General features: G+C 66.9%; 16 protein-coding genes. 11 read left to right on the plus strand and 5 right to left on the minus strand.

What is annotated here, in order from left to right:
* Positions 1-2 precede the first annotated feature (2 nt).
* From PKE80_RS22390 to PKE80_RS22415, 6 genes are all read left to right on the plus strand, one after another.
* Positions 3-341 carry a DUF2322 family protein gene (locus tag PKE80_RS22390; RefSeq protein ID WP_271184425.1) on the plus strand — a complete coding sequence of 113 codons (339 nt, stop codon included), beginning with the start codon at positions 3-5 and terminating at the stop codon, positions 339-341.
* Positions 342-469: 128 nt separating this feature from the next.
* Positions 470-1,435, plus strand: a complete 966-nt coding sequence (locus PKE80_RS22395) for a dihydrodipicolinate synthase family protein (RefSeq protein ID WP_271184426.1) — start codon at positions 470-472, stop codon at positions 1,433-1,435.
* Positions 1,436-1,692: 257 nt separating this feature from the next.
* Positions 1,693-3,762, plus strand: coding sequence for a TonB-dependent receptor (locus PKE80_RS22400; protein ID WP_271184427.1), 2,070 nt, complete (start codon positions 1,693-1,695; stop codon positions 3,760-3,762).
* A gap of 70 nt (positions 3,763-3,832) precedes the next feature.
* The gene (locus tag PKE80_RS22405; protein WP_271184428.1) at positions 3,833-4,402 is read left to right on the plus strand and encodes a gluconate 2-dehydrogenase subunit 3 family protein; all 570 of its coding nucleotides are present in this window, start codon (positions 3,833-3,835) and stop codon (positions 4,400-4,402) included.
* The gene (locus tag PKE80_RS22410) at positions 4,402-6,075 is read left to right on the plus strand and encodes an FAD-dependent oxidoreductase (RefSeq protein WP_271184429.1); all 1,674 of its coding nucleotides are present in this window, start codon (positions 4,402-4,404) and stop codon (positions 6,073-6,075) included. Before PKE80_RS22405 ends, PKE80_RS22410 begins: the two co-directional genes overlap by 1 nt.
* Positions 6,075-7,016 carry a sugar phosphate isomerase/epimerase family protein gene (locus tag PKE80_RS22415; RefSeq protein WP_271184430.1) on the plus strand — a complete coding sequence of 314 codons (942 nt, stop codon included), beginning with the start codon at positions 6,075-6,077 and terminating at the stop codon, positions 7,014-7,016. The genes PKE80_RS22410 and PKE80_RS22415 overlap by 1 nt, the downstream gene beginning before the upstream one ends.
* 70 nt (positions 7,017-7,086) lie before the next feature.
* Here the strand turns inward: PKE80_RS22415 and PKE80_RS22420 are convergent, their stop codons facing one another.
* Both PKE80_RS22420 and PKE80_RS22425 read right to left on the minus strand, forming a co-directional pair.
* Complete coding sequence (locus PKE80_RS22420; RefSeq protein WP_271184431.1) at positions 7,087-7,464, minus strand: nuclear transport factor 2 family protein; 378 nt, start codon at positions 7,462-7,464, stop codon at positions 7,087-7,089.
* A gap of 11 nt (positions 7,465-7,475) precedes the next feature.
* Positions 7,476-8,792, minus strand: coding sequence for a purine-cytosine permease family protein (locus PKE80_RS22425; protein ID WP_271184432.1), 1,317 nt, complete (start codon positions 8,790-8,792; stop codon positions 7,476-7,478).
* Positions 8,793-8,994: 202 nt separating this feature from the next.
* On the opposite strand from PKE80_RS22425, the gene PKE80_RS22430 reads away from it, so the two are divergent.
* Both PKE80_RS22430 and PKE80_RS22435 read left to right on the plus strand, forming a co-directional pair.
* A complete protein-coding gene (locus tag PKE80_RS22430; protein ID WP_271184433.1) occupies positions 8,995-11,034 on the plus strand; it encodes a hydantoinase/oxoprolinase family protein in 2,040 nt (679 codons plus the stop codon).
* Positions 11,031-12,752, plus strand: a complete 1,722-nt coding sequence (locus PKE80_RS22435) for a hydantoinase B/oxoprolinase family protein (RefSeq protein WP_271184434.1) — start codon at positions 11,031-11,033, stop codon at positions 12,750-12,752. The genes PKE80_RS22430 and PKE80_RS22435 overlap by 4 nt, the downstream gene beginning before the upstream one ends.
* Positions 12,753-12,823: 71 nt before the next feature.
* On the opposite strand, the gene PKE80_RS22440 is transcribed toward PKE80_RS22435, so the two are convergent.
* From PKE80_RS22440 to PKE80_RS22450, 3 genes are all read right to left on the minus strand, one after another.
* Positions 12,824-13,207, minus strand: a complete 384-nt coding sequence (locus PKE80_RS22440) for a c-type cytochrome (protein WP_271184435.1) — start codon at positions 13,205-13,207, stop codon at positions 12,824-12,826.
* A 47-nt stretch (positions 13,208-13,254) separates the two neighbouring features.
* On the minus strand, positions 13,255-15,024 hold the full coding sequence (locus PKE80_RS22445; protein WP_271184436.1) for a M14 family metallopeptidase: 1,770 nt from the start codon (positions 15,022-15,024) through the stop codon (positions 13,255-13,257).
* Between the two features lie 138 nt (positions 15,025-15,162).
* A complete protein-coding gene (locus PKE80_RS22450; RefSeq protein WP_271184437.1) occupies positions 15,163-16,065 on the minus strand; it encodes a LysR family transcriptional regulator in 903 nt (300 codons plus the stop codon).
* Between the two features lie 409 nt (positions 16,066-16,474).
* Between PKE80_RS22450 and PKE80_RS22455 the strand changes: the two genes are divergently transcribed.
* The 3 genes from PKE80_RS22455 (at position 16,475) to PKE80_RS22465 (ending at position 24,086) form a co-directional block, all read left to right on the plus strand.
* Positions 16,475-18,988, plus strand: a complete 2,514-nt coding sequence (locus tag PKE80_RS22455; protein WP_271184438.1) for a LuxR C-terminal-related transcriptional regulator — start codon at positions 16,475-16,477, stop codon at positions 18,986-18,988.
* A gap of 245 nt (positions 18,989-19,233) precedes the next feature.
* A complete protein-coding gene (locus PKE80_RS22460) occupies positions 19,234-21,462 on the plus strand; it encodes a TonB-dependent receptor (protein ID WP_271184439.1) in 2,229 nt (742 codons plus the stop codon).
* Positions 21,463-21,557: 95 nt separating this feature from the next.
* Positions 21,558-24,086 (plus strand): beta-glucosidase, encoded by a 2,529-nt coding sequence (locus PKE80_RS22465; protein WP_271184440.1) that lies wholly within the window; start codon positions 21,558-21,560, stop codon positions 24,084-24,086.
* The last annotated feature ends 38 nt before the right edge of the window (positions 24,087-24,124 follow it).

Genomic DNA, 24,124 nt, shown 5'->3' on the forward strand with positions numbered 1-24,124 from the left:
CGATGATTCAGGCCGGCCCGACGTTCAAGGAAAATCTGCAGCAGCTTCCGCCGATCGCGGGGGTGGATCGCATCGATCTCGTCGGGATTGACGGCGCGGTGGTCGCCAGCATCGAGAATCAGCCGGGCAAGCAGGGTTCGCTCGCGGTCTACCAGTACCTCAAGCAGTCGTTCGGCACGCTCGACGCCCGCGCGGCGGAGCATGGCCTCGACGTATTCGCCGAGCACACTGCCGATGCCCGCAACCGCCCCGGCGCGCATCCCAACATCGACCGTCTTCTGGAAGTCGCGGCGGGCGGCGGCACGCTTGCCATCGAAGTTATACCCCAGCCGCTCGGTTGAGGGCGCAGTGCGCACTGGCTGCTTGATTGCGGCGCGCGCACACAAGTTTTCGGCGAACGGTGCAACGCCCGGCTACGACCAGGGTGCGGCAGGTCAGATGACCCGCCGTACTACTGGAAGGAGCATTCGTGGCCTGCAAGCGTGACCGAGTTGGCTGGAAGGGATACCTCCCGGCGATCACGACCCCGTTCGACGACCAGCGCAACCTCGACTTCGATGCTCTCGGCACTCTGCTCGAATGGCTTCATGGGGAAGGCATGCACGGGCTGGTCGTCGCGGGGACGACCGGCGAGTGGTTCAGCCTAGACGCCGGCGAACGCCATGCGCTGTTCGCGGCGGCGGGCGCGCAGATGGGCAAGCGGCTGCCGCTGATCGCGGGATGCAGCGCCTATACGCCTGCGGAAGTGCTGGCGCACATCGAGCAGGCCCATGCCGCCGGGTTCTCCGGCGCGCTGGTGACGCCGCCGCCTTATGCGCGGCCCGGCGACGAGGACATCCTTGCTTTCTACACGACGATCGCGCGGCACAGTCGCCTGCCGATCTGCGTCTACAACTGGCCGCCGGGCACCGGGATCGACATGTCCCTGCCGCTGCTGGAGCGCATCGCCGCTCTCGACGCGGTGGTAGCGATCAAGCATTCGACGGGTGACATGGCGCATTTCATGGCGACCTTTTTCGCGCTTCACGGCGAGGTCCGCGTGTTCGGCCTGCCGCTGGACGAAGTGGGCCTCACGATGGTGCGGTTGCACGATGCGGACGGAACGATGGGCGCGGGCGGTGTGCTGGGCCACAACCAGCCGGATTTCTACAACCTGGCATGGCAGGGCGACTTCGACCGGGCGCTTGCCTGCGGGGCGAAGGATCGCGTCATCATGCGCGAATGGTTCACACCTTCGCTGGTCGGGCGCTTCGGTTCCGCCGCCGCCATCCTCAAGGCGGCGCTCAATGCGCGCGGCGTCCCCGGCGGGCGGGTGCGTTCGCCGTTCCAGGACGTGAGCGCCGCGGACGCCGGGCGCATCGCGGCTACGCTTGCCGGGCTCGGCTGCCTGGGTGACACGCCAGGCGTGCAGCGGGCGATGGAGGGCGTGGGCTGATATTTCGCGGCGATCGCGGGCGCTAATTTGCGTCAGCGACAATGAAACCGGGATGGCGATCGCATTGATCGCACCGGGCTGAAATGGAAGCATCAGGACCGGCCGCAAGGCCCGCAGAGAAGACAAGAGCACCGCGCCGGAACGAGCGCGGCACGAATGCAGGCAACCAGGAGGAAGTCAGTTGGCGCGTTATCGCATTTTCGCGGTGGCGCCCGGCCTTTCAGCGCATGAGGGTTTGATCCATGAAGACACGATACATGACTGCCATTTCGACCAAGGCGCTGGTTTGTGCCGGACTGGTCTCCGGGGCGTTCGCCGCCTTCTCCGCGCCCGCCATGGCCCAGACCGCCGACGAGCCGAGCGCGCCGAACGAGATCACCGTCACCGCCCGCAAGCGCAACGAGACCGCGCAAACCGTCGCCGACCCGATCAGCGTCGTGACGGCCGCGAAGATCGGTAATGCCGACTTGCGCACGCTGCAGGACGCGGTGCGCCTGACCCCGAACCTCGTCGTGCTCGACGGCCTCTATCCGGGCTACAAGACCGTGTCGTTCCGTGGTTTCACCACGCTCGGCCGTGACGGCGAGTTTCCCTTCGCCACCGTCGTCGACGGTGTCGTCCAGCCGGGCCAGATGTTCTTCCAGCAGGACCTCGTCAACGTCCAGCAGATCGAAATCCTGCGCGGTCCGCAGGGCACGCTCTACGGCGGCGGCGCGATCGCGGGCGCCATCAACATCGTGACGCGCAAGCCGACCAACGAATACACCGGAAACGCTTCGTTCCAGTATTTCAACGGTGACGAAAAGCGCGGTCTGGTCGGATTGTCCGGTCCGATCATCAAGGATAAGCTGTACTTCTCGGTCGGCGCATCGGCTTACGATACCGATGGCCTCATCAAGAATCTGGCGAATCCGAAGAACGTCGATTTCGGCAAGGGCCTGACCACGCGCGCGCAACTGCTGTTCACGCCGACCGAAGACCTGACTTTCGCCCTTAGCGCCACGACGACCGATAGCAAGACCGGCGGCCTTTGGCTGGCCCCGGTGCCGGATGTGGACTTCAAGGATACCATCCCCGATCCGAGCGAGAACCAGGCGGGCATCGTGAAGACCAAGCTGCGCGGCTATTCGCTGAAAAGCGACTGGGCACTTGGCGGGGCGACGCTCACCTCCGTCACCGCCTATTCGCGCGGGCGCGACTACACCACGGCGGATGGCGATTTCACGGCGGTCGATGCCTATACGCAGACCGTGCACTTCGTCGATACGACCTGGTCGCAGGAACTGCGCCTGACTTCGACCGGCGAAGGGCCGTTCAAGTGGAACGTCGGCGGCTATTACCAGGACGAAAAGCGCGATTATCAGAGCAGCTACGGTCCTGTCGGCGGCACGCCGGGCCTGAACGACAGCCTGAGGCACTATGAGACGTTCGCATTGTTCGGTCAGGCGTCCTACGAACTGACCGACCGCCTCGAACTGACCGGCGGCTTCCGCTACGACTGGGAAAACCAGTCCTACTTCGATCGCCTGAGCGGCCAGATCCTCAAGCAGAAGTTCAGCGAGCCGCAGGGCAAGGCATCTGTCTCCTACAAATGGAGCCCGGACCTGTTCACTTATGCGACCTACTCGCGCGGTTATCGCAAGGGCGGGTTCAACCCCAGCAGCAGCGCCGAAACGCTGTTGTATTACGCCCCCGAAACGGCCGACAACTTCGAAGCCGGGTTCAAGAGCAACTTTGGCGGCAGCCTGATGACCTTGAACGGCGCCTTGTTCTACACCGACTTCAAGGGGCAGCAGTTCTCCACCTCGCGCGTGCTGGAGGGTGACGGTATCTACACTGCCATCTCCAACATCGGAAAGACGCAAGTGATGGGTGCAGAAGCCGAGCTGTCGATCCGGCCGACGCGCGGGCTCAGCATCAACGGCTCGGTCGGTTACTCGGATGTGAAGATCAAGAACTTCGTGCCCGAGGATCAGGACGCTTATCACAACAACGTAATCCCGCAGATCTACCGCTTCACGGCGCAGCTCGGCATCGACTACGAAGCCGATCTGACCGACGATTTGAAGCTTGTCGCGCATGGTGACATGTCGCATCGCGGCAACGTCTACTGGGACGTCCAGAACTCGCTGGAGACCGGGCCGAAGACGTTCTTCAACGCCAAGGTTACGCTGCAGAAGGGCATGTGGTCGCTCTCCGCGATCGGCCGCAATCTCAGCAACGAGAGAACGCCGATGGCGGTCGGACCCCACGCACTGGGGACCTCGACGCTTGCCAGCTACAACAGCCCGCGCCAGTACGGCGTCGAGGTCGGCGTGAAGTTCTGATCGGACAGGGCCGGTGGGGGGTGCCCCCACCGGCCCGGTTCGTTCGGGTCACAGTATATAAGGCAAGGCATTGCACCGCAGGGACATTCTGAAGTGGATCGCCGCCGCCGCGTTCAGCACGCCGGCGATGGCGCAGGGCATGGCAGAGCATGCCGGGCACATGATGGGCGGTGGCGATGCAGCCCTTTCGGTGCCGCCGCCACCGACCTACACGCCGTTTCCGCCTGAGCGCCACGCAGCGCTGGAGCGGCTGGTGGACCTCGTCATCCCTGCCGACGACACGTCCGGCGCCAAGGATGCGGGAGTGACTGGTTTCATCGAACTGATGCACCAGCACTGGATGAACGACGGGGAGCGCCGCCGCTGCGACGCCGAACTCGATCTCGTGCTGGCCGCCTTCGCTGCCGGGGGCGATCCGGTGGTCACGCTCTACGACGGCACGCGCTTCAAGGCGCCGACGCTGCGCAAACTGACCGTCTACGGCTATTACACCAGCGAGATCGGCGCGAGCCAGGAGCTTGATCTCAACCTCGTGCCCGGCGCCTACGACGCCTGCGCGGCACTGGGCGCCGACGATAAGGCGCCCTCTCTCTACGTCTGGGGAATTTCGATGAGCCTTGCGAACGGAGCGGGCGCCTGATGGACGCAGACGTCATCGTCGTCGGCTCGGGCATTTCGGGCGGCTGGGCCGCGAAGGAACTGACTGAGCGCGGCTTCTCTGTGCTGTTGCTGGAGCGTGGCCGCGACGTCGATCCTACCAGCGACTACGTCACCGAGCACCTCGCCCCTTACGAGCTGCCCTATCGCGGCTTCGGCGACCGCCACCGCTATCAGCGCGACTACAAGGTCCAGTCGCGCATGGCGGGACTTTCGGACGCTAACGAACACTGGTTCGTCAATGATGCCGAAAACCCCTACGAGACCGCACCCGAGGCGGACTTCGCGTGGATACGCGGCTATCACCTCGGGGGGCGCTCCATCACCTGGGGGCGCGCTTCCTTTCGGCTGAGCCCGCTCAACTTCTCCGAAGCGGGCAAGGACGGCCACGGCATTCCGTGGCCGATCGGCTACGATGACCTTGCGCCGTGGTATTCGCACGTAGAGCGCTTCATCGGCGTCAACGGCGATGCGGACGGCATTCCCTCTCTGCCCGACGGCGAGTTCATGCCCCCGCACGGCATGAACTGCGTGGAGGAGCACGTGAAGGGTGCGGTTGCCGCGAAGTTCGGCGGGCGCCCGATCATCAACGAACGCAGCGCCGTGCTGACCCAGCCGATCGGCGACCGCCAGCCGTGCCACTACTGCGGCCCGTGCATCCGGGGCTGCTCCACCGGTTCCTACTTCAGCAGCGAAAGTTCGACGCTTCCGGCCGCGAAGGCGACCGGGCGGCTCAAGGTGATGACTGACGTGGTGGTGGACTCGCTCATCCACGATCCGGCGACGAACCGCGTCACCGGCGTGCGGATCATCGACGCGAAAAGCCGCACGCGCAGCACCGTTTCGGCGCGGGTGGTGTTCCTCAATGCCTCGACGCTGGGGTCGACGCAGATCCTGCTCAATTCCCTCGATACGCAGACCGGACGCAGCTTCGCGAACCGTTCCGACGCACTCGGCCGCTACCTGATGGATCACGTCATGGGACCATTCGGTCTGGCGACGATCCCCGGCTTCACCGACCGGATGCCGATGGGCAACCGGCCGAGCGGCATCTACATCCCGCGCTTCCAGAACCTCGACGGCAGCGACCGGCAGTTCCGGCGCGGCTACGGCTACCAGGGCAGCGCCTCGCGCCAGATGTGGACGCGGGGAGGAGAGGGCGACGACATCGGCCTGTCGCTCAAGCACCGTCTGCGCCAGCCGGGGCCGTGGCAGATGTTCATCGGCGGCATGGGCGAATGCATGCCTTATGCCGACAACCGCGCTACGCTCTCCAGCCAGACCGACAACTGGGGCCGTCCGCAGCTGCACGTCGAATTCCACTGGCACGAGAACGAACTGGCGATGGCCAGGGACATGGCCGCAGAGGCGAAAGCCATGCTGGAGGCCGCCGGGGCTACCGACATCATGGTCGGCGATACCCTCGGGCCGGGTGGCCTCGCCATTCACGAGATGGGCACCGCGCGAATGGGCGACGATCCGGCGCAGGCGGTTCTCAACGCGCGCAACCAGTGCCATGACGCGGCGAACGTGTTCGTGACGGACGGCGCCTGCATGACCGCTTCGGCCGCGCAGAACCCGTCGCTGACCTACATGGCGCTGACAGCGCGCGCTGCCGCCTTCGCGGCCGACCAGATGAAGCAAGGAGTGCTGTGATGACCGACTTCGCCCTTTCCCGCCGTGGCCTGCTGGGCGGTACGGCCCTGTTGGCGACTGGGCTGGCGGCAGGCTCCATGCTGGGCGGCGCCGGCGCCTTTGCCCGCCCGCCGAAGCGGCCGCTGGGCATCCAGCTCTACACCCTGATGACGCTGCTGGATGCCGACTTCGAGGGCACCGTGGCGAAGGTCGCGAAGATGGGATACCGCGAGGTCGAGACGCTCGGCAGCTTCGGCCGCGACCCGGCTTTCGTCCGCGAGGTCTTCGATCGCAACGGCCTCGTTTCGCCCTCTCAGCACATCATGCCGCCGGGCTTGTACGAAGTGTTCGACGATGGCGTGGCGGGCCGCATCGACCGCGCCACCTTCGAGCGCAAGTTCATCGAGGCGTTCGACTTCGATCAGGTCGAGGGCCTGATCGACGCCTGCGCCAAGCAGGCCCGGCCGCTCGGCCAGAAGTACATCGTGTGGCAGATCAGCTGGCCCTCGCAGCTGCAGTCGCTGGAGCAGATCAAGCAACTCATCGCCGCGCTGAACCGCGCCGCGCAGGCTGCTCACGATCGCGGGTTCCAGCTGGCGTACCACAATCATGATCAGGAATTCAAAAAGGTCGGCTCCGACGTCCCCTACGACCTGATCATCGAAGGCACCGACCCCGACAAACTGAAGTTCGAACTCGACCTTGCGTGGGCGACCAAGGCGGGCGTCGATCCCGTGGCCTACTTCAAGCGCCATCCCGGCCGGTTCCGGATGGTCCACATGAAGGACGTCGCCGCCGATGGCAGCGTGCGCGATCCGGGCACGGGTCTGGTGGACTTTCGCCGCATCATTCCGGCTGCGGAGAAGGCGGGGGTCGAGCACTTCTTCGTGGAATACGACGTGCCCACCGACCCGCTACGCACCGCAGCGGATGCCCAGAAGTACCTCGCGCCGCTGATGTGACCTGCCAGCGGGATAATGAAATAAGAAAAGGCCCGGTCGCATGAAGCGGCCGGGCCTTTTTTGATGCCGATCAGCTGGCTTCGGGCCGTCCGATGACCTCGAAGCGGGCGATCTTGCCGTCGCGGAACCGGGCATGGGCCATGCAGACTTCGGAACCGGACTTGCCTTTGGCGGTGAAGGTGCAGCGATATTGCACGAAGCCCTGTGTCTCGTCGGCGAGCGTCGCGATCACAGGGGTGACCAGTTCGACCGCATCGCAACGCTCGCGAATTCGGGCGAAGTGGGCGCAGATGGCTTCGGGGCCGGTGCCGCGCACGCCGCCGTCGACGATGAACTGGGCATCGTCGGTGTAGTGCGCCGCAAAGGCGTCGGGCGTAAAGGCGTGTTCGCGGAAGGCCCCGTTCCACCAGTCGAACATGCGGGTGATGGGGCTGAGGGTATCGGTCATGAAAGCTCCGTTCAGGTAAGGGCTGCGGCGGGGCGCGAGCCGGTCACCCGGTCGGCCACGAAGAGGAAGACCATCGCCGCCAGCAGGGCATCGACGGTGGGGGCATGGGTGATCTCGAACAGGCCGAGGCCGACGTTCGCGCGCGGCAGCGCCGCCACGCCGACTGCTATGCCGAACACCCATGCCATCAGCGGCGCGGCGCGGAACGCCGGGATCGGTGCATTGGCGTCGGTGTAGCGGCTGCGCTTCATCAGGAAGTCGGCGACATAGGCGCCCGACATCGGCGCGATCAGCAGGCCCATGAAAGTCAGCCAGACGATGAAGTGGCCAAGGATGTCGGCCGCGGCGAGGCAGGTGCCCAGCACGCCCGCGACGACCGCCAGTTGCCAGCGCTCAACCTTCGGGAACAGCGCCGAAAGCGCCAGCGCCGAGGCGTAGAGGTTCTTGTCGTTGCTGGTCCAGGTGGCGAGGATGATGATCAGCGTGCCCGGCAGCGCGATGCCCGCCGCCAGCATCGTCGCGACGAGATCGGCGTTGCCGTAGAGCGTACCGAGCGCGGCGGCGAGGATCAGCAGCAGCGGAAAGGCGATGGCGTAGTTGATCGTCATCGCCGTCGCATTGTCCCCCGCGGTCTTCAGGAAGCGGCTCAGGTCGGGGTTGATCGAGCAGCCGAACACTTCGGCGCCGACGACCACCGAGACGATCATTCCAAGCCCCATCGGCTCTGTGATCGGGCGAGCAGCGAAAAGTCCCGCCATGCCGTGCCGGTCCAGCCCGATCGCCAGCGGTACCAGCGTCGCCATCAGCAGCAGCGGCACGCTGACCACGGCGACCTTGCCCATCGCCTTGACCCCGATCACCGCCGTCGAGGCGATCAGCGCGCCGACGAGGACGACGCCGATCCGCTCGTCCAGTTCATAGGCCAGCTGGGTGCGCAGGATCGCCGCGAGGCTCTTGACGAGGATTTGCGTCTGCAGACCGAACCAGCAGAACGAGGTCAGCACCATCATGCCCACGATCGCCATCGACCCGCGCCGCCCGAAAGTGCGCTGGATGATCATTGCGGTGGGCAGGCGGGCGACGAGACCGACATAGCCGGTCAGCACGCCCCACAGGCCCAGCAGCGCGCTGCCCAGGATCACGCCGATGGCGACGGTGGTGAAGTTCGCATGCTGGCCCAGCTGTCCACCGAACGCGAAGAACGGGACGGAGATCGAGACGCCGATCAGCACCATCGTCAGGAACGGCCAGCGGCGCAGTTCCCCCTCTTGGGGCGGGCGTTCGGGATTGCGTTCGACGATCCCGGCGATCTTGCGCAGCAGCTTCATTATCGAAAATGTCTCCAGTGCCCGCCGCCACGGGGAGGCGCGGCGGAAGGGCGGGTATGGCTCAATGGTGTCAGACGTATCGGGCAGGGCAAAGGGGAGAGGGCGGGTCTTGCGCGTGATGCAATGACTTCGCGAAGACTTGTGCCGTTTGCGCAATATCATCGGCGGCGAGTTCAGGGATTCACATCCGGGAAAGCAGTGCATGAAGAGATTTCGCGTCGCCGTCGATATCGGCGGGACATTCGTGGATTCGATCCTGTTCGATTCCGAAACGGGAACGACAAGGCTCGCCAAGGCATCGACCACCCCTGACGAACCGGTGCGCGGCGTTCTGGCCGCGCTCGACCGCCTCGGCGTGTCACTGAACGACACCGAACTGTTCGTCCACGGCACCACTCTGGGCCTCAACGCGGTAATCGAACGGCGCGGGGTCGAGACCGGCATCATCACCAATGCGGGCTTCCGCGACGTGTTCGAGATCGGCCGCGCCGACGTTCCAGCCGCCTCGATGTACGACTACCGTTACCAGCGCGAGGCGAGCATCGTGAAGCGCCGCCACCGCTTCGGCGTCGGCGGCCGCATTGATGCGCACGGCAACGAGGTGGAACCGCTCGACGAAGCCGCCGTGCTGGACGCTGCGGGCAAGCTGGTCGAGGCGGGCATCCGTTCGGTCGCGATCTGCTTCCTGCACAGCTACCGCAACCCGGTGCATGAGGCGCGCGCCGCCGAAGTCATCCGCGAAGCCTATCCGCAGCTGGCGGTCTCCGCTTCCAGCGCGATCACCCGCGAATACCGCGAGTACGAGCGTACCGCGACCGCCGTGGTCGATGCCTACATCAACCCGATCTTCAACGATTACGTCGGCCGTCTTGAGAACGGGCTTGTCGAGAACGGGTTCTGCGGCAAGCTGCTGATCATGCGTTCGGCAGGCGGGGCGATGACCGCGCAGACCGCGCGGCAGGCGCCGATCTACACCGTGCTGTCCGGCCCTGCCGGCGGTCTCATCGGCGCGGGCCAGCTGGCCAAGGCGATCGGCCGCGACCGGGTGCTGACGCTGGATTACGGCGGCACCTCGCTGGACGCCGCTGTCATCGAGGACGGCGAGCCGCTGGTGATGCACGAGGCGCCGCTGGCCGACCTCCCCGCGCTGATCCCGATCTTCGACATCCGCTGCATCGGCGCGGGCGGCGGCTCGATCGCCTGGGTGCAGGAAGGGCTATTGCAAGTCGGCCCGCAGAGCGCCGGTTCGCAGCCCGGCCCGATCGCCTACGGTCGCGGCGGCAACGAGCCGACCACCACCGACGCGGCGCTGATCCTGGGCTTCCTCGATCCCTCGACGTTCCTGGGCGGTACCGTCGACCTCGACGTTCCCGCCGCGAGGCAGGGCATGCAGGACCGCGTTGCCGGGCCGCTCGGCATCGATATCGACCGCGCGGCGGCGGGCATTTTCGACGTTCTCGTCGCCCGTACCGCCGGTGCCATCCGCGAGATCACTGTCGAGCGCGGCCGCGATCCGCGCGACTTCTCGATGCTCGCCTTCGGCGGCGCCGGGCCGCTGATCGCTCCGCTGATCGCCCGCGAGGTGATGAACGCCGAACTGATCGTGCCGCAGAACCCGGCCGTGTTCTCGGCCTGGGGCATGCTGATGTCGGATATCGTCACCGACGTCGCGCTGACCCAGCTGCGCCTGCTCGAACCCGAGGCGCAGGGCCCGGTGGAAGAGGCGTTCGCGACGCTCATCGAGGACGCGCGCGCGCAGCTTGAAGGGCAGAGCGGCACCCAGACCGAGCGCCGCTTCCTGCGCCTCGTCGAATGCCGCTATGCCGGGCAGGAACACGCGCTGGAGATCGAACTGCCCGAGGGTGAGGATCTCGCCTCGCTGCGCGCCCGCTTCGACGACCTCCACCGCGAGCGCTACGGCCACGCCATCGCCGCGCCGGTTCAGATCGTGACGCTGCGCGTGCGCGCCAGCGCGGTCATGCCCAAGCCCACCCTGCCGATCGTGCCCGAGGCCACCGGCCCGGCGTCGGACGCGCAGATCGGCGCGCGCGAGGCGTTCTGCTTCGCCCGCCGCGAGCGCACCCCGTTTGCGGTCTACGATCGCAAGCTGCTGGGCGCGGGCCACACCTTCGACGGCCCCGCGATCGTCGAGGAAGGCACCACCACCACCGTCATCCATTCCGACCAGACCGTCGCCGTCGATCCGCACGGCCACCTCATCGTTCGCAGGAAGTCCGCATGAGCACCGAAACGAAGCTTGATGGCGCGACCGTAGAGGTCATCCGCAGCTACCTCGTCTCCGCCGCCGAGGAGATGCGCCGCACGTTGATCCGCACCGCGTTCAACCCGGTGATCTACGAGGTGCTGGACTTCGGCATCTCGATCTACGACGCCGATCTGGAACTGATTTCGGACGCGCCGGGCCTCGCATTCTTCCTGGGCGCCAACGACTACGCAATCCGCAAGGGCGTGGAGTTCGCGGGCGCGGAGACGATGCGCCCCGGCGACATCTTCATCATGAACTACCCGTACTGGAATTCGGCGCATGCGCTGGATGCTACGTTGTTCGCGCCGGTCTTCGCCGACGGCGAGGACAGGCCCTTTGCCTATACCTGCATCCGCGCGCACTGGATGGACCTTGGCGCCAAGGATCCGGGCTACGTGCTCGATTCCACCGACATGCACCAGGAAGGCCTGATCTTCCCCGGCACCCGCATCTACAAGGATGGCGCGCCGGTGAAGGACATCATCGACATCATCAAGTTCAATTCGCGCATGCCCGGGCCGGTGATGGGCGACCTTGATGCGCAGGTCGCGGCTACCCGCACCGGCGTCGAGCGCCTGAACGCGATCCTCGGCAAGTTCGGTCGCCCCGCCTTCGATGAGGCGGTAGGCCGCATCAAGGTAGCGAGCGAAGCGCTGGTCCGCCGCGCGCTGGCCGACCTGCCGCGCGGCACCTGGGAAGCGGGCGATGTGGTCGACGACGACGGCATCAGCGACGATCCGGTGCCGATCCACGTCAAGGTCACCATCGACGAGGAGGGCCTCACCTGCGACTTCTCCGGCTCCTCCCCGGCGGTGCCGGGCCCGATCAACATCCCGATCGGCCTGACCGAGACGATCTGCAAGTTCGTGCTGAAATCGCTGACCTCCGCCTCGCAGCGCAACAATGCGGGCTCGTTCCGTGCACTCAAGGTGATCGCGCCCGAAGGCAACCTGTTCCACGCGGTGTACCCCGCCGCCACCTTCACCCAGTGGCCTGCGCACCTCGCGCTGGAACTGGTCTACAAGGCGCTGGCGCAGGGCATGCCCGAACGCATCGCGGCCTGTTCGGGCGGCGACACGCTGGGCTTCATGATGATCGGCACCGATCCGGTCACCAAGTCGATGTACGCGGTTTCGAACAACGAGCCGGTGGGCTGGGGCGGCAGCGCCGAGTTCGACGGCATCAATGCCACCAACCACATCTCGGGCAGCCTCGTGCGTAACACGCCGATCGAGGTCATCGAGATGAAGACCGGCATGATGATGGAGCAGTTCGAGATCAAGCCCGATTCGGGCGGCGCCGGCAAGCGCCGCGGCGGCATGGGCACCGAGCGCCTGATCCGCTTCACGCAGGACGGCGAGTTCCTGTCGATCACCAAGCGTTCGAAGGAAAAGCCGTGGTCGCTGGGCGGCGGCGCGCAGCCCGAGACGAACGAGTTGATCGTGCGCGCGGGCACCGATGCCGAAAAGCGCGTGGGCACCTACCGCATGCCGGTGGCGATCGGCGATCGCGCCATCGCGCGCGGTGCGGGCGGCGCGGGCTACGGCCTTGCGACCGAGCGCGATCCGGCGGCGGTGCTGGACGACGTGCTCGACGGCTACGTCTCCGTCGAGGCGGCGCGGGAACTGTACAAGGTGGCGATCGTCGGCAGCGCCGTCGATGTGGCTGCGACCGAGGCTCTGCGCGGGGGCTGAGGGTTCGGACGACGCAAAGCAAAGGCCCGCCGGATCGCTCCGGCGGGCCTTTTTTGTGTTTCGGCAGAGGGTTACTTCGGCAGCGAGGCCAAGTACGCCACCAGCGCGGCGCGCTGCGCCGGATCCTTGACCCCGGCAAAGCCCATGCGATTGCCGGGCACCATGCCGGAGGGCTTCGCCAGGAAAGCATCGAGCGTCTTGGCATTCCAGGTCACGCCGGCCTTGGCCATCGCCGGCGAGTAGCGGAAACCGGGGATGCTGCCCGCCTTTCGGCCCGAAACGCCTGCGAGGTTAGGGCCCAGCTTGTTGGCGCCGCCCGTATTGGTCGTATGGCACATCGCGCAGCTGCGTGCGAAGACCTGCGCGCCGGCGGGGGGCGGGGCGGCGAAGGCGGGGGCGGCGGCAAGCGCACCGGCGGCGGCCAGTGCCGCTGCGGCGATGGGGAAAGTCTTCACTGTTGTTTCCTCACGGTTTTTCCGGGTCATGGTCCGGGGGGAGGCGGTCACGCGGGGCAGCGTGCCACGGGGTAGAGCATGTGACGTTCGTCGCGGTAGGGTGAACGCAGATAGAACCACTTCAGCCGCGCCATCGGGTCGGCGGCGAAGGCGTTGTCCGAAGCCAGTTTCGCGTGGAATTCCGCGCTGAGGTCGGGGTCGGTCGCCAGCATCTCGTCGGCCATTGGCGCGATGACGTAGGCTTCGAGGTATTCGACGGGGTCGAGCATGCCCGCGACGTAGCCTTGCGCGAACAGTGAATCGGCGCAGACTGGCTCAAGCATGTGGATCGCCAGATCGCCAAGCCTTTGATCCGTAGTCACAAAAGCCGATCCCGGGGCGAATTTCTCGACGCGCCGCTCGACGCCTGCGACGCTGGCCTTCAGGACGATCCGGCGTTCGGAGACACCGCCCGCCATCTCCAGATCCGCGAGGCGCAGCATGTCCACTTCCACCTCGGTCCATGCCTCGGCGATCTCCATCGCGATGCCGTGGGCGCGCAGGCGGTCGAGCACGTCGAACTCGCTGGCGGGCACCCAGTAGCCGCGTGGGCGGGCGATCGTCTGGCCCGGAATCGAGCCCAGAACGGGGGTTTCGAGTGCGGGAAGCGGTGTGCCGAGCCAGCGTACTTCGCGCGCACCGCTTGCCGGGGAATCGTAGAATTCCGAGGCGATCGGGTGGAACATCGTGGTCCGCACCGGCTCGGGCGCCATGTCCCAGGTGAGGACCGGCTCCGCCACGCGGCGTTCCCGGTCGGCGCGGGAGGCGGCGCGCAGCGGCACCGAGCGGCACCTAGCGGCACTCAACGACGCCTCAAGCAGCGCATACGTGCCCAAAACGCGCTGGCGCACCGGCTTGAGCGAGTGGTTCTCCACCAGCACCGTGGCGATGTGGCGAATGTCGCCGTAACCATGCGAAAAACGCGGCGGGAACGCGGGCAGCATCAGCCCGAGTTCGGGCCGGCGATCGTCGGCGGCAAGGATCAGCGGACCGGGCAGGTGCCCCAGGGCGCGCATGTGCGCATCGACCAGCGGGCGGTAGCTGTCCTCCAGCCAGGCGCTCAGTTCGGGCGAGGCGGAGTAGCGGGCTTCCTGGAAACCGTAAGTGATGTCGTACTGGTAATCGAGGCCGTCGGTGACGTGCAGGTCGATGAACAGGTCGGGATCGATGCAGCCCAGCAGCTTGATGATCGCGCGGATTTCCGGCGAATGCGCCTTGACGAAATCGCGGTTGAGGTTCAGCCCCTGCGCCGAGGCGCGCCAGCCCTGTTCCTCGGGCCCGCGCTGGTTGGGGCGCGCGTAGACCGAGCGGCGCTCGTGCCCGTCGGGATTGAGCACCGGCACGAAGTACCAGTCGCAGCCGTCCAGCAGGTCCGCCTTGCCGCCCACCGCGATGTCGCGCAGCAGCATGAGGCCGGCGTCCTTGCCGTCGATCTCGCCGGGGTGGATGCCGCATTCGGTGAAGACGCGGACCGGGCCTTCTCCGTCCGGAGCCGCAGCGGCGCGGTCGAGATCGGTGCTGGCGATGACCAGCGTGAGCGGCCGCCCTTCGGCGGAAGTGCCGTATTCGTAGAGCCGGATCAGCGGCGAGGCCTCCGACAGCCGGACGAGGAACGCGCGGGTCTCCTCGTACGTCGGCGTGGTCTGGAGATCGTCGATCTCGGCCGGAGTCACCCAGGGGTCGGACGGCTGGCGGATCAGTGCTTCGCTCGGCCCGGTCCAGGGCTGCACGGGGGGGAGGGGGGCGCGGCGCTCCGGCGGCCAGTAGGCGGGCTTCATCGTCTTCCTTTCACAGGTCGGCAACACGCTACCGCCCGTTCGTTGCGTGCGCGGGCACAAGACGTTGCGTGGGGGTTCGGTTGAGCGGGGCGTGGGCCGGTGCCGCGAAATTCGCCGCAGGCGAATTTCCTGACAGACTCAATGCGTCCAGCTGCGCATCTTCGCTTCGAGAACCGTCAGCAGCTTGGCCGGCGCGCCTTCCAGCTGGCGGCCGAGGCGGGTGATGAGGTGGACGGATACCGGCTCCGCCTCGGTCTCGGCGAAGGGGATGGCGATCAGGCGGCGGCTGGCGATCTCGCCGAAGGCGGCGATCTGCGGCAGCACCGTCGCAAAGCGGCCCTCGCAGGCGAGATCACGCATCATCACGATCGACGAAGTCGTCTGCGCCGGTTCGAGATAAGCGCCTGCGGCGGCCTCCATGTGGCTGAGGATCTGGCGGATGCGAAAGCCCTTGGGCGGCAGGCACAAGTCATGCTGCGACAGGTCGGCGATCGACACCTGGTTCTTGCGCGTGAGCGGGTGCGAGGGATGGACCAGGATCATCAGCGGCTGCGCCACCGACAGGCGCACGCGCACCTTGGGCTCCGGTTCGATCTGCAGGACGAGGCCGACATGCACCTCGTCCTCCTCTACCATCCGCACGATCTCGCTGGTGGAGCCGACGTGGGTGTCGATGTGCAGGCCGGGGTTCTTCTTGTGGAAGGCGTCGATGGTCTGGAAGAAGGCGCTGGTCAGGAACCCTTCGCCCACCGCCAGCCGGATCGAGCCCTTGCGCACCCCGCGCAAGTCCTGGATGCGCGAGCGCAGCGCGTCCAACTCGGCGATGTGGGTGCGGTGGAAGTCGTAAGTGAGCTGTCCCGCCTCGGTCAGCTTCACCGAGCGGCGACCCTTCTCGATCAGGTTGACGCCGAGATAGCCTTCGAGCTGCACGATCTGGCGGCTGATCGAGGAGACCGCCACCCCCAGCTTCTCGCTGGCGAGGCGCATCGAGCCCTGGCTCGCCGCCTCGTAGAAATAGCGCATCGCCACGTCCATCAACATCTTCGTGCAGACCCTTCCACCACCCTCGGGCAACAGGAAGGAGGATAACCGAGGGCTGCCGTCTGGCACCTGCGGGAAATGGACAGGATCGTGCAGATTCGGCCAGTAGGCCCTGCGCTTTGGCGCTGTCCGGCGTATGGCAGCGCATTCGCGGGGCTTGCGCGGGAAGCGCCAAAGACGTTAGCCTTTCGCACATGCGAAAGCCTGTGTGCTCCCTCTCATGGCCCGAAACCTCCGGAACGTCAGTCCTCGGAACGGCCCGGCCGTCGTCGGGCGGGACGGCATGACCGCATCGGGGCGCGTCAGCCCTCTAACGCCGCCGGATGACGTATCCGCGACAGCGCGTGTCGAAAATCGGCCTCCCTCCCCGGAGCTTTCTCCTCTCCCGGTCCCGCCGACGCCTTTTACCGTGGAAGTACGTCTGGGGCGGCTGGCCAAGCTGATCGAACCCGCTGGGACGGAGCGGGTGCTGCAGGTCTACGGCCCCACCGGCCTCGGCAAGACGACCCTGATCGCCAACTACGCGCTGGCTCGCGGGGCGGTGCAGCGGCAGTTCCGCTGGCTGGGCCTGCATCCCGCGCATCTGCGGGACGAGGACGCCTTTCGGCAGACGCTGGCGGAGGCGCTCGGTCATCCGGGCGAGACGGCGTTCGATCGCATTCGGGCCGTCCTTCGCGGGCGCGGCGATCAGGTGCTGGTGGTCGATGCCGGTGCGCTGGAGCCGGGGCCGCTTGGCAAAGTGCTGGGAGAACTGGTGCACTGGACCGGGACCGAACTGCAGGTCTGGTTGATCTCGCGCCGGCCCAATGCGGCGATGCTGGCCGAACTGCGCTCGCCGCATCTCGTGCGCACGCTCGATCCCGGGGCGCTGCTGTTCGATGCGGATGAGGTGTTGGGCCAGGGCATCGCGCAAGGGTGGCCGCTGGCCGAGGCGGTCGTCGCAGCGTTGTCACCGGGGGAAGCGGACGCCGACCGGCTGCTCGATCATGCCGGCGGCTTGCTGGAAGCGGCGATCCGGGAAGGCATCTGGCAGGGCCTTTCGGCCACGACCCGCGATTTGCTGGCGCAGACTGCAATGCTCGAGAGGGTGGACGCGCGGCTGCTGCCGCACATCGCCGCGCCGTTGCCGGCCTATCCGGTCCTCGACGAGATCGCCACGCTGGCACCGCTCGGGCAGGTCAGGCGCGGAGCGGGCGGCGGTTTCTCGCTCCATCCGCTGCTGCGCGCCTTCGCCTTGCGCCAGCTGGAGCGCGGTGAGCCTGCCCGCAGGGACCGGGCATACCGGCAGGCGCTGCTCCATCATGCCGAGCGCCGCGCGCCGGAAGCGGCGATCGCGCTGGTGCAGGATACCGGAGACCACGGCCTTGCGCGCATGGCCTTCGAGACTTTCACCAGCACCGAACTGCTGCGCGCCTCGGGCTACAACCGCCTGCGCTCGGCGATGGCGCAGCTGAGCCCCGAAGCCGCCGAGCAATCGGGGCAGATCCGCATCACGCAGGCAGTCGTGGCGATGAAGGAAGGGCGCTTTCCCGAAGCGCGGCGACTGCTCGAATCCGCGCGCGAGATGTTGAGCGAGGACATGGCCTACCAGTCGCCGTCGCTCTCGCGCGTCTATACCGATTTCGTCATCGCCCAGCACGTTCTGGCGTTCCACGCCCATACCGAGCTGACCGAGGCGCAGCTTTCGGAAGGATATTTCTGGTCGACCTACACCAACGACCTGACCAACGCGGCTTTCGTCTACGCCTTGCGCAGCCTGCACTACCTGCGCCGGGGGGAGATCGCGCTGGCCCAGGACCAGATCGAGATTTCCCGCGCCAAGTATGAACGGGCGACGAGCTATTACGGTCTGGGCTCCGCGCTGCTGGTGGACGGCATGATCGCGCTGGCGGGCGGGCGGCTGGAGCGGGCGGCGGCGCTGGCGACCGAGGCGCAGGTGCTGATCACGCGCGCCATGCCGGACGATGCGGGCCTGATGGCCGTGGCCGAATGCGTCCTGTGCGAAGTGGAGTTCGAGCATGGCCACGCCGATGGTCTGTTCGACCGGGTCGATGCCGCGTTGCGCGATCTTGAGGCTTGCGACGGCTGGCCCGATGCCTTCGTCATCGGCTACCGCGTCGGCACACGGGCCGCTCTGGCGGCAGGGGAGGAGGACCGCGCGCTGGGCTTGCTCGACCGGGCGATCCGGTTGATGCGCGGGCGCGGCCTCAGCGACATCGAGCGGTATTGCCGCATCCTGCGCGCGGGCATCGTCGCGGACGACGCGGGCGGTGCGCAAGGCTGGCGCTCGCGTGATGTAGCCGCCAACCTCGTCACGCCGAACTGGATCGCCTGGCGCGAGAGCGACGAGACGGCCCTCCTGGACGGGCGCGAGGCGCTGGAAGCCGGGGACCATGCCCGTCTTGGCGGCATCGTTGCCCGGTTGCAGGAGCAGGCGGGCGCATCCGGGCGGCGGATCACGGCGATCCGCGCGCTGCTGCTTTCGGCGGTGGGCGCATTCGGCGACGATCACGTGGCAGAGGCGGTGCAGAGCCTTCGAAAGGCGGTCGCTCTGGCCGAGGCCGAGGAGATCGTGCAGCCCTTTGCCGAGCACGGCCCGGTCCTGCTGATGGTGCTGGAGGCGATGAAGGCGGCGCCGGCCTATCGCTCGGCGGGGCGCGGCACGCGGGGGTTCTGCGCCGCCCTCGGGCGTGCGATCGCGGCCCGCACGCAGGACGCGGACGGCGGGGTGGCCTTCGTCCCGCGCGAATTGCAGGTGCTCCATTGCCTGACGCAGCGCCAGTCCACCAAGGCGATCGCGCGCGAGCTGGGGCTGTCGGCCAGCGCGGTCAAGTTCCACCTTGCCAATATCTACCGCAAACTGGGCGTCAACAAGCGCTCCGAAGCGGTCGTCGAAGCCCAGCGTCGCGGCGTCGCGACCTGAGAGCCGCCGTCGATGGGTGCGGGTCTGGATGTGGGTATTCGTGTAAACGATTACTGGCATAACTCCGTGCTATTACGCGAAATTATCGGGCAACAGGCGGATACAGCGTTGCGCTCATCGCAACGAACCTCACGGATTGGCTGCATTGAAGGGCAACCGCGCTCGTGTGACGTTTCTGTCATCCGGCGATGCGGGGACACTTGCTGTCGCGCCGGTTAAAGCACAATCGGGTTGAAAGGGGTTCCATGAAGATCGAGACGAGCACTGCGCTGAAGCTTTTCGTAACCGGCATGATGGCCGGCACCGCGCTCTGCGCCGTGCCTGCACTCGCGCAGGACGCAGCGACGGCCGCTGAGGGCACCGGCGGCGACATCGTCGTCACCGCTTCCAAGCGTACGTCCTCGACCGTTCAGGATACCCCGATCGCCGTGCAGGCGCTGGGCGGCGACGCGCTGAAGGACAAGGGTGCGGTCGATTTCGCGGACTTCTACCACGCGATTCCGGCCCTGTCGGTTCAGGACGAAGGCCCCGGCGACAAGCGCTACGTCATTCGCGGCGTCAACTCGGCCGGTGCCAGCACCGTGGGCATGTACCTCGACGAGACCGTCATCACCGGCGAGAACGCGCAGGACGGTGGCGGCCAGGCTCCCGACATCAAGCTGTTCGACATCGACCGCGTCGAAGTGCTGAAAGGCCCGCAGGGCACCACCTTCGGCGCCAGCTCGATGGCGGGCACGATCCGCTACATCACCAAGAAGGCCGATCCCGACGGCGGCGTAAACGGTTACGTCCAGTCGGCCCTGCGCGCCACCAAGGGCGCATCGCTGGGCATGCAGACCGACGGCGCCGTCAACCTGCCGGTCATCCCCGGCGTCCTCGCCGTGCGGGCGTCGGGCTTCTATGCCGACCTGCCGGGCTGGATCGACAACCGCTTCGAGAAGGGCGCCAATGCCGAAAAGAGCAAGGCCGGCCGCCTGACCGCCCGCCTGCAGGCAACGCCCGACCTGACGGTAGACCTCACCGCGATGTATCAGGACGTCCATCAGGACGCGAAGAACTTCTACAACAAGCTGGATTACGACGGCAACGCGCTGCCCTCGAACTATCAGGCCGACGAAGTGCGCGCGCCCTACAGCGACAAGAGCGAAATCTACAACGCGACCGTCAACTACAAGCAGCCCTTCGGCACGTTCACCGGCACCGTCTCGCGCTTCGTGCGTGACACCAGCTTCGTGCGCGACGCCTCGCTGGCGGCGCAGGCGTTCCTTGGCCTGCCGCACGACACCACCGGCCGCAGCGCTCTGAAGCAGGACAAGCACCGCCGGGTGGACAGCGGCGAACTGCGCTTCGCGTCCGACTTCGACGGTCCGTTCCAGATCCTCGTCGGCGGCTTCTTCCAGAACGAGAACCGCTTCTTCAACAGCTCGTGGCCCAAGGCTGACGTAAACGGCAACCTGCCCGCCGATGCCGACATGCTGCTCGACCGCACCGTCGACACCCGCATCAAGGAACGCGCGCTGTTCGGCGAACTCAGCTACGAGATCGTGCCGGACCTGACCTTCACCGCAGGCGGCCGCCTGTTCGACTTCAAGCTTGAGCAGCAGTCGGTCGCCAACGTCGCGTTCGGCGGCGGCACCGGCGCGGGCGCCGGTCCGGTGCTGCACACCAAGGACAACGGCCTGATCGGCCGCTTCAATCTGGCGTACAAGCTGAGCGATCAGGTCAACACCTACGTTCAGGTCGCGCAGGGCTACCGCTCGGGCGGCACCAACGACCAGACCGCCGCCGCCATCGCCAACGTCGTCATCCCCGACGGTTACGGCTCGGACTCGCTGTGGTCCTACGAGTGGGGCGTGAAGACCACGCTGCTCGACCGCAAGCTGTTCCTGAACGGCGCAGTCTACTACATCGATTGGTCGGACATTCAGGTCTCGCAGCAGGCGACCGACGGCACCGTGTCGTTCGGCTACACCGGCAACGGCGGCAAAGCCGAGGTCAAGGGCATCGAAATGACGCTCGATGCGCGTCCGGTCCCGGGCCTGCAGATCAACCTGTCGGGTAACTACAACACCGCCAAGCTGGCGCAGGACAACCCCGTCGCGGGCACCGGCAACAAGGGCGACCGCATCCCCTACGTGCCGGAATTCACCGGCGCGGGCAGCGTCAACTACACCACTTTCGTGGACGCGCTGGGCGTGGACGCTTCCTTCGGTGCGGACGTGAGCTATCAGGGTTCGATGGCGACCAAGTTCAACCCGACCATCGACAACTACCAGCCACTCGACTCCTACTGGCTGGTCGGCATGCACGCCGGCATCAGCAAGGGTCCGTGGCAGGTGAACCTCAACGTCACCAACCTGTTCAACGACCAGACCACGATCAACTACAACGAGATCGTCCCGGGCGTGTACCCGCTGGGCTACTACATGAACCGTCCGCGCACCGTCAGCCTGTCGGGAATGGTGAAGTTCTGATCATGACCTCTGCTGTCTCGAAGTTCGTCCTCGGGTCGCACCGTACGGCAGTCGCATCCCGGAGAGCCTTGCTCTCCGGGATCGCGTTTTGTGCCGTGGCGACCGCTCCCGCCTTCGCAGCCCCGGCCGACAAGCCGTGGCTGGACGCCGCCCGCACGCCCGAACAGCGGGCGGAGCTGGTGGTCGCGGCGATGACGGACGACGAGAAGCTGAAGCTCCTTCAGGGCGATACCGAGCTTGATGCCAACGGCACCGGCGTCAACGCCTGCGTCGGCCACATCAGCGGCATCGCCCGCCTCGGCCTGCCGCGCCTGTGCATGGGCGATGGCCCGGCGGGCGTCGGCAACGGCATGAAGGGCGTGACGCAGTTCCCCGCCCCCGTCATGGGCGCGGCGACCTTCGACCGCGACCTGATGACCGCCTACGGCAAGGCGCTGGGCGCCGAGCACGCGGGCAAGGGGCGCAACGTGGTGCTCGCCCCCACCATCAACATCATCCGCACCCCCAAGTGGGGCCGCCTTGCCGAGACGCTGAGTGAGGACCCCTACCTGACCGCGCAACTGGGCACCGCGATCACCGGCGGTATCCAGTCGCTCGGCCTGATCGCCACGCCCAAGCACTTCGCGGCGAACAACCAGGAATGGCTGCGTCTGGGCGACGGTCCCGCCTACGAGGCGGTGGACGCCATCGTCCCCGAGCGCGCGCTTCGCGAGATCTACTACCCCGGCTTCGAGGCGGTGGTGAAGCAGGGCAAGGCCGGCTCGATCATGTGCGCGTACAACCGCGTCAACGGTGAGTACGCCTGCGAGAACCCCGGCACGCTGGGCAATCTCAAGCGCTGGGGCTTCGACGGGTTCGTCGTTGCCGACTGGTACTTCGCCCACCGCTCCACCGCGCCCTCGGTGAAGGCGGGGCTGGACATTTCCATGCCCGGCGGCGTCAGCCCCTTCGGGTTCGCGGAGTTCTACGGGGTCAAGGAACTGAAAGCCGCGCGGGCGAGCGGCGCCATCACGCAGGCCGACATCGACGGCATGGTGAAGCGCATCGTCACCCCGATGTTCCGCCTCGGCCTCGTCGATCATCCGATCGCGGCGGCCGACGCCAATGCGAACGTGCGCGATCCGGCGCACCTCGTTCTCTCGGAAAAGATCGCCGAGGAAGGCACCGTGTTGCTGCGCAACGAGCGCGGCGTACTGCCCCTGAAGGCGAAGACTATCGCCGTGATCGGCGACGATGCGGGCGCGAACGTCCAGACGTCCGAACGCTACGGCGGTTTCGTGAAGACCGAGGACGTCGGCACGCTCAAGGCCCCGGTCGATGCGATCAAGGCGGCGCTCGGCGACAAGGCGAGCGTGACATATGCGCGCGGCACCCTTGGCATCGCGCCGCTGCCCGCCATGCCGGCCTCGGCCTTCGAGGGCCTGACGGCGCGTTACTACGCCTCGCCCGACTGGAAGGGCGAGCCGCTCGTCACCCGCAAGGAAGCGTCGATCGACTACGCCGAGGCCGGTCCCAAGGCGGGCGTGCAGGGCTTGCCCTCATTGTGGTCGGCGTGCTGGACGGCGGGCTTCGTGCCGCCGAAGACCGGCACTTATCGCTTCTCGCTCAACGGCGGCGGCGAGATCGCGCTGCTGATCGACGGCAAGCGCGTGGCCTACGTGCCCAAGCAGAGCTTCCGCCTTGCCACTCACGGCACCGTCTGGCTCGAAGCGGGCAAGCGCGTGGCGCTGCAGCTTGATTATTCCAACGCGCCGACGCTCTCGGCCAACGAGTTGCGCCTCGGCTGGCAGGCGCCGGATTCGACGCTGATCGACGAGGCGGTCGCCGCCGCGAAGAAGGCGGAAGTGGCTGTGGTCTTCGTCGCCGATCACGTTTCCGAAGGCGCGGATCGCACCGATCTCAAGCTGCCGGGCGATCAGGACGCGCTGGTCGAGGCGGTCGCTGCGGCCAACCCCAACACCGTCGTCGTGCTCCACACCGTCGGCCCGGTGCTGATGCCGTGGCGCGACAAGGTCGCGGGCATCCTCGCCGCCTGGTATCCGGGCGAGCAAGCGGCCGATTCCATCGCCGCGCTGCTGACCGGCAAGGCCAACCCCTCGGGCAAGCTGCCCGTTACCTTCCCGGCGGACGAGGTCAACGGCCCCGCCGACCAGCCCGCCCGCTACCCCGGCATCGGCACCACCGCGCGCTATGACGAAGGCATTCTCGTCGGCTACCGCTGGTACGACGCCAAGGGCATCGCGCCGCTCTATCCCTTCGGCCACGGTCTGTCCTACACCCGCTTCGCCTACAGCGGGCTGAAGCTGGCGAAATCGGGCGATGGTTGGTCGGTGCGTGCCACCGTGCGCAACACCGGCAAGGTCGCTGGCGACGAAGTGGCGCAGCTTTACGTCTCGATGCCCGCCGCCGCCAACGAACCGCCGCGGCATTTAAAGGGCTTCGCGCGCGTCTCGCTGCAGCCGGGCAAGTCGGCCACGGTCGAATTCCCGCTGGACCGCCGCGCGCTGTCCTACTGGGACGAGACCGCGCACGACTGGCAACTGGCCAAGGGCAGCTACCGCGTCCAGATCGGTTCCAGCTCGCGCGACCTGCCGCTGGGCAAGGACTTCGATCCGGCGCGGTGACCTGCTAGGGACTGGCTTCGTCATTGCGAGCGCAGCGA

This window comes from Novosphingobium resinovorum, assembly GCF_027922145.1.
GTDB lineage: Bacteria > Pseudomonadota > Alphaproteobacteria > Sphingomonadales > Sphingomonadaceae > Novosphingobium > Novosphingobium resinovorum.

What these genes read in the sequence shown, in the direction of transcription:
- PKE80_RS22390 (WP_271184425.1), top strand. Translation starts at nt 3, where the DNA reads ATGATTCAGGCCGGCCCGACGTTCAAGGAAAATCTGCAGCAGCTTCCG.
- PKE80_RS22450 (WP_271184437.1), bottom strand. Translation starts at nt 16,065, where the DNA reads ATGTTGATGGACGTGGCGATGCGCTATTTCTACGAGGCGGCGAGCCAG.
- PKE80_RS22420 (WP_271184431.1), bottom strand. Translation starts at nt 7,464, where the DNA reads ATGACCGATACCCTCAGCCCCATCACCCGCATGTTCGACTGGTGGAAC.
- PKE80_RS22400 (WP_271184427.1), top strand. Translation starts at nt 1,693, where the DNA reads ATGACTGCCATTTCGACCAAGGCGCTGGTTTGTGCCGGACTGGTCTCC.
- PKE80_RS22425 (WP_271184432.1), bottom strand. Translation starts at nt 8,792, where the DNA reads ATGAAGCTGCTGCGCAAGATCGCCGGGATCGTCGAACGCAATCCCGAA.
- PKE80_RS22435 (WP_271184434.1), top strand. Translation starts at nt 11,031, where the DNA reads ATGAGCACCGAAACGAAGCTTGATGGCGCGACCGTAGAGGTCATCCGC.
- PKE80_RS22460 (WP_271184439.1), top strand. Translation starts at nt 19,234, where the DNA reads ATGAAGATCGAGACGAGCACTGCGCTGAAGCTTTTCGTAACCGGCATG.
- PKE80_RS22410 (WP_271184429.1), top strand. Translation starts at nt 4,402, where the DNA reads ATGGACGCAGACGTCATCGTCGTCGGCTCGGGCATTTCGGGCGGCTGG.
- PKE80_RS22445 (WP_271184436.1), bottom strand. Translation starts at nt 15,024, where the DNA reads ATGAAGCCCGCCTACTGGCCGCCGGAGCGCCGCGCCCCCCTCCCCCCC.
- PKE80_RS22415 (WP_271184430.1), top strand. Translation starts at nt 6,075, where the DNA reads ATGACCGACTTCGCCCTTTCCCGCCGTGGCCTGCTGGGCGGTACGGCC.
- PKE80_RS22430 (WP_271184433.1), top strand. Translation starts at nt 8,995, where the DNA reads ATGAAGAGATTTCGCGTCGCCGTCGATATCGGCGGGACATTCGTGGAT.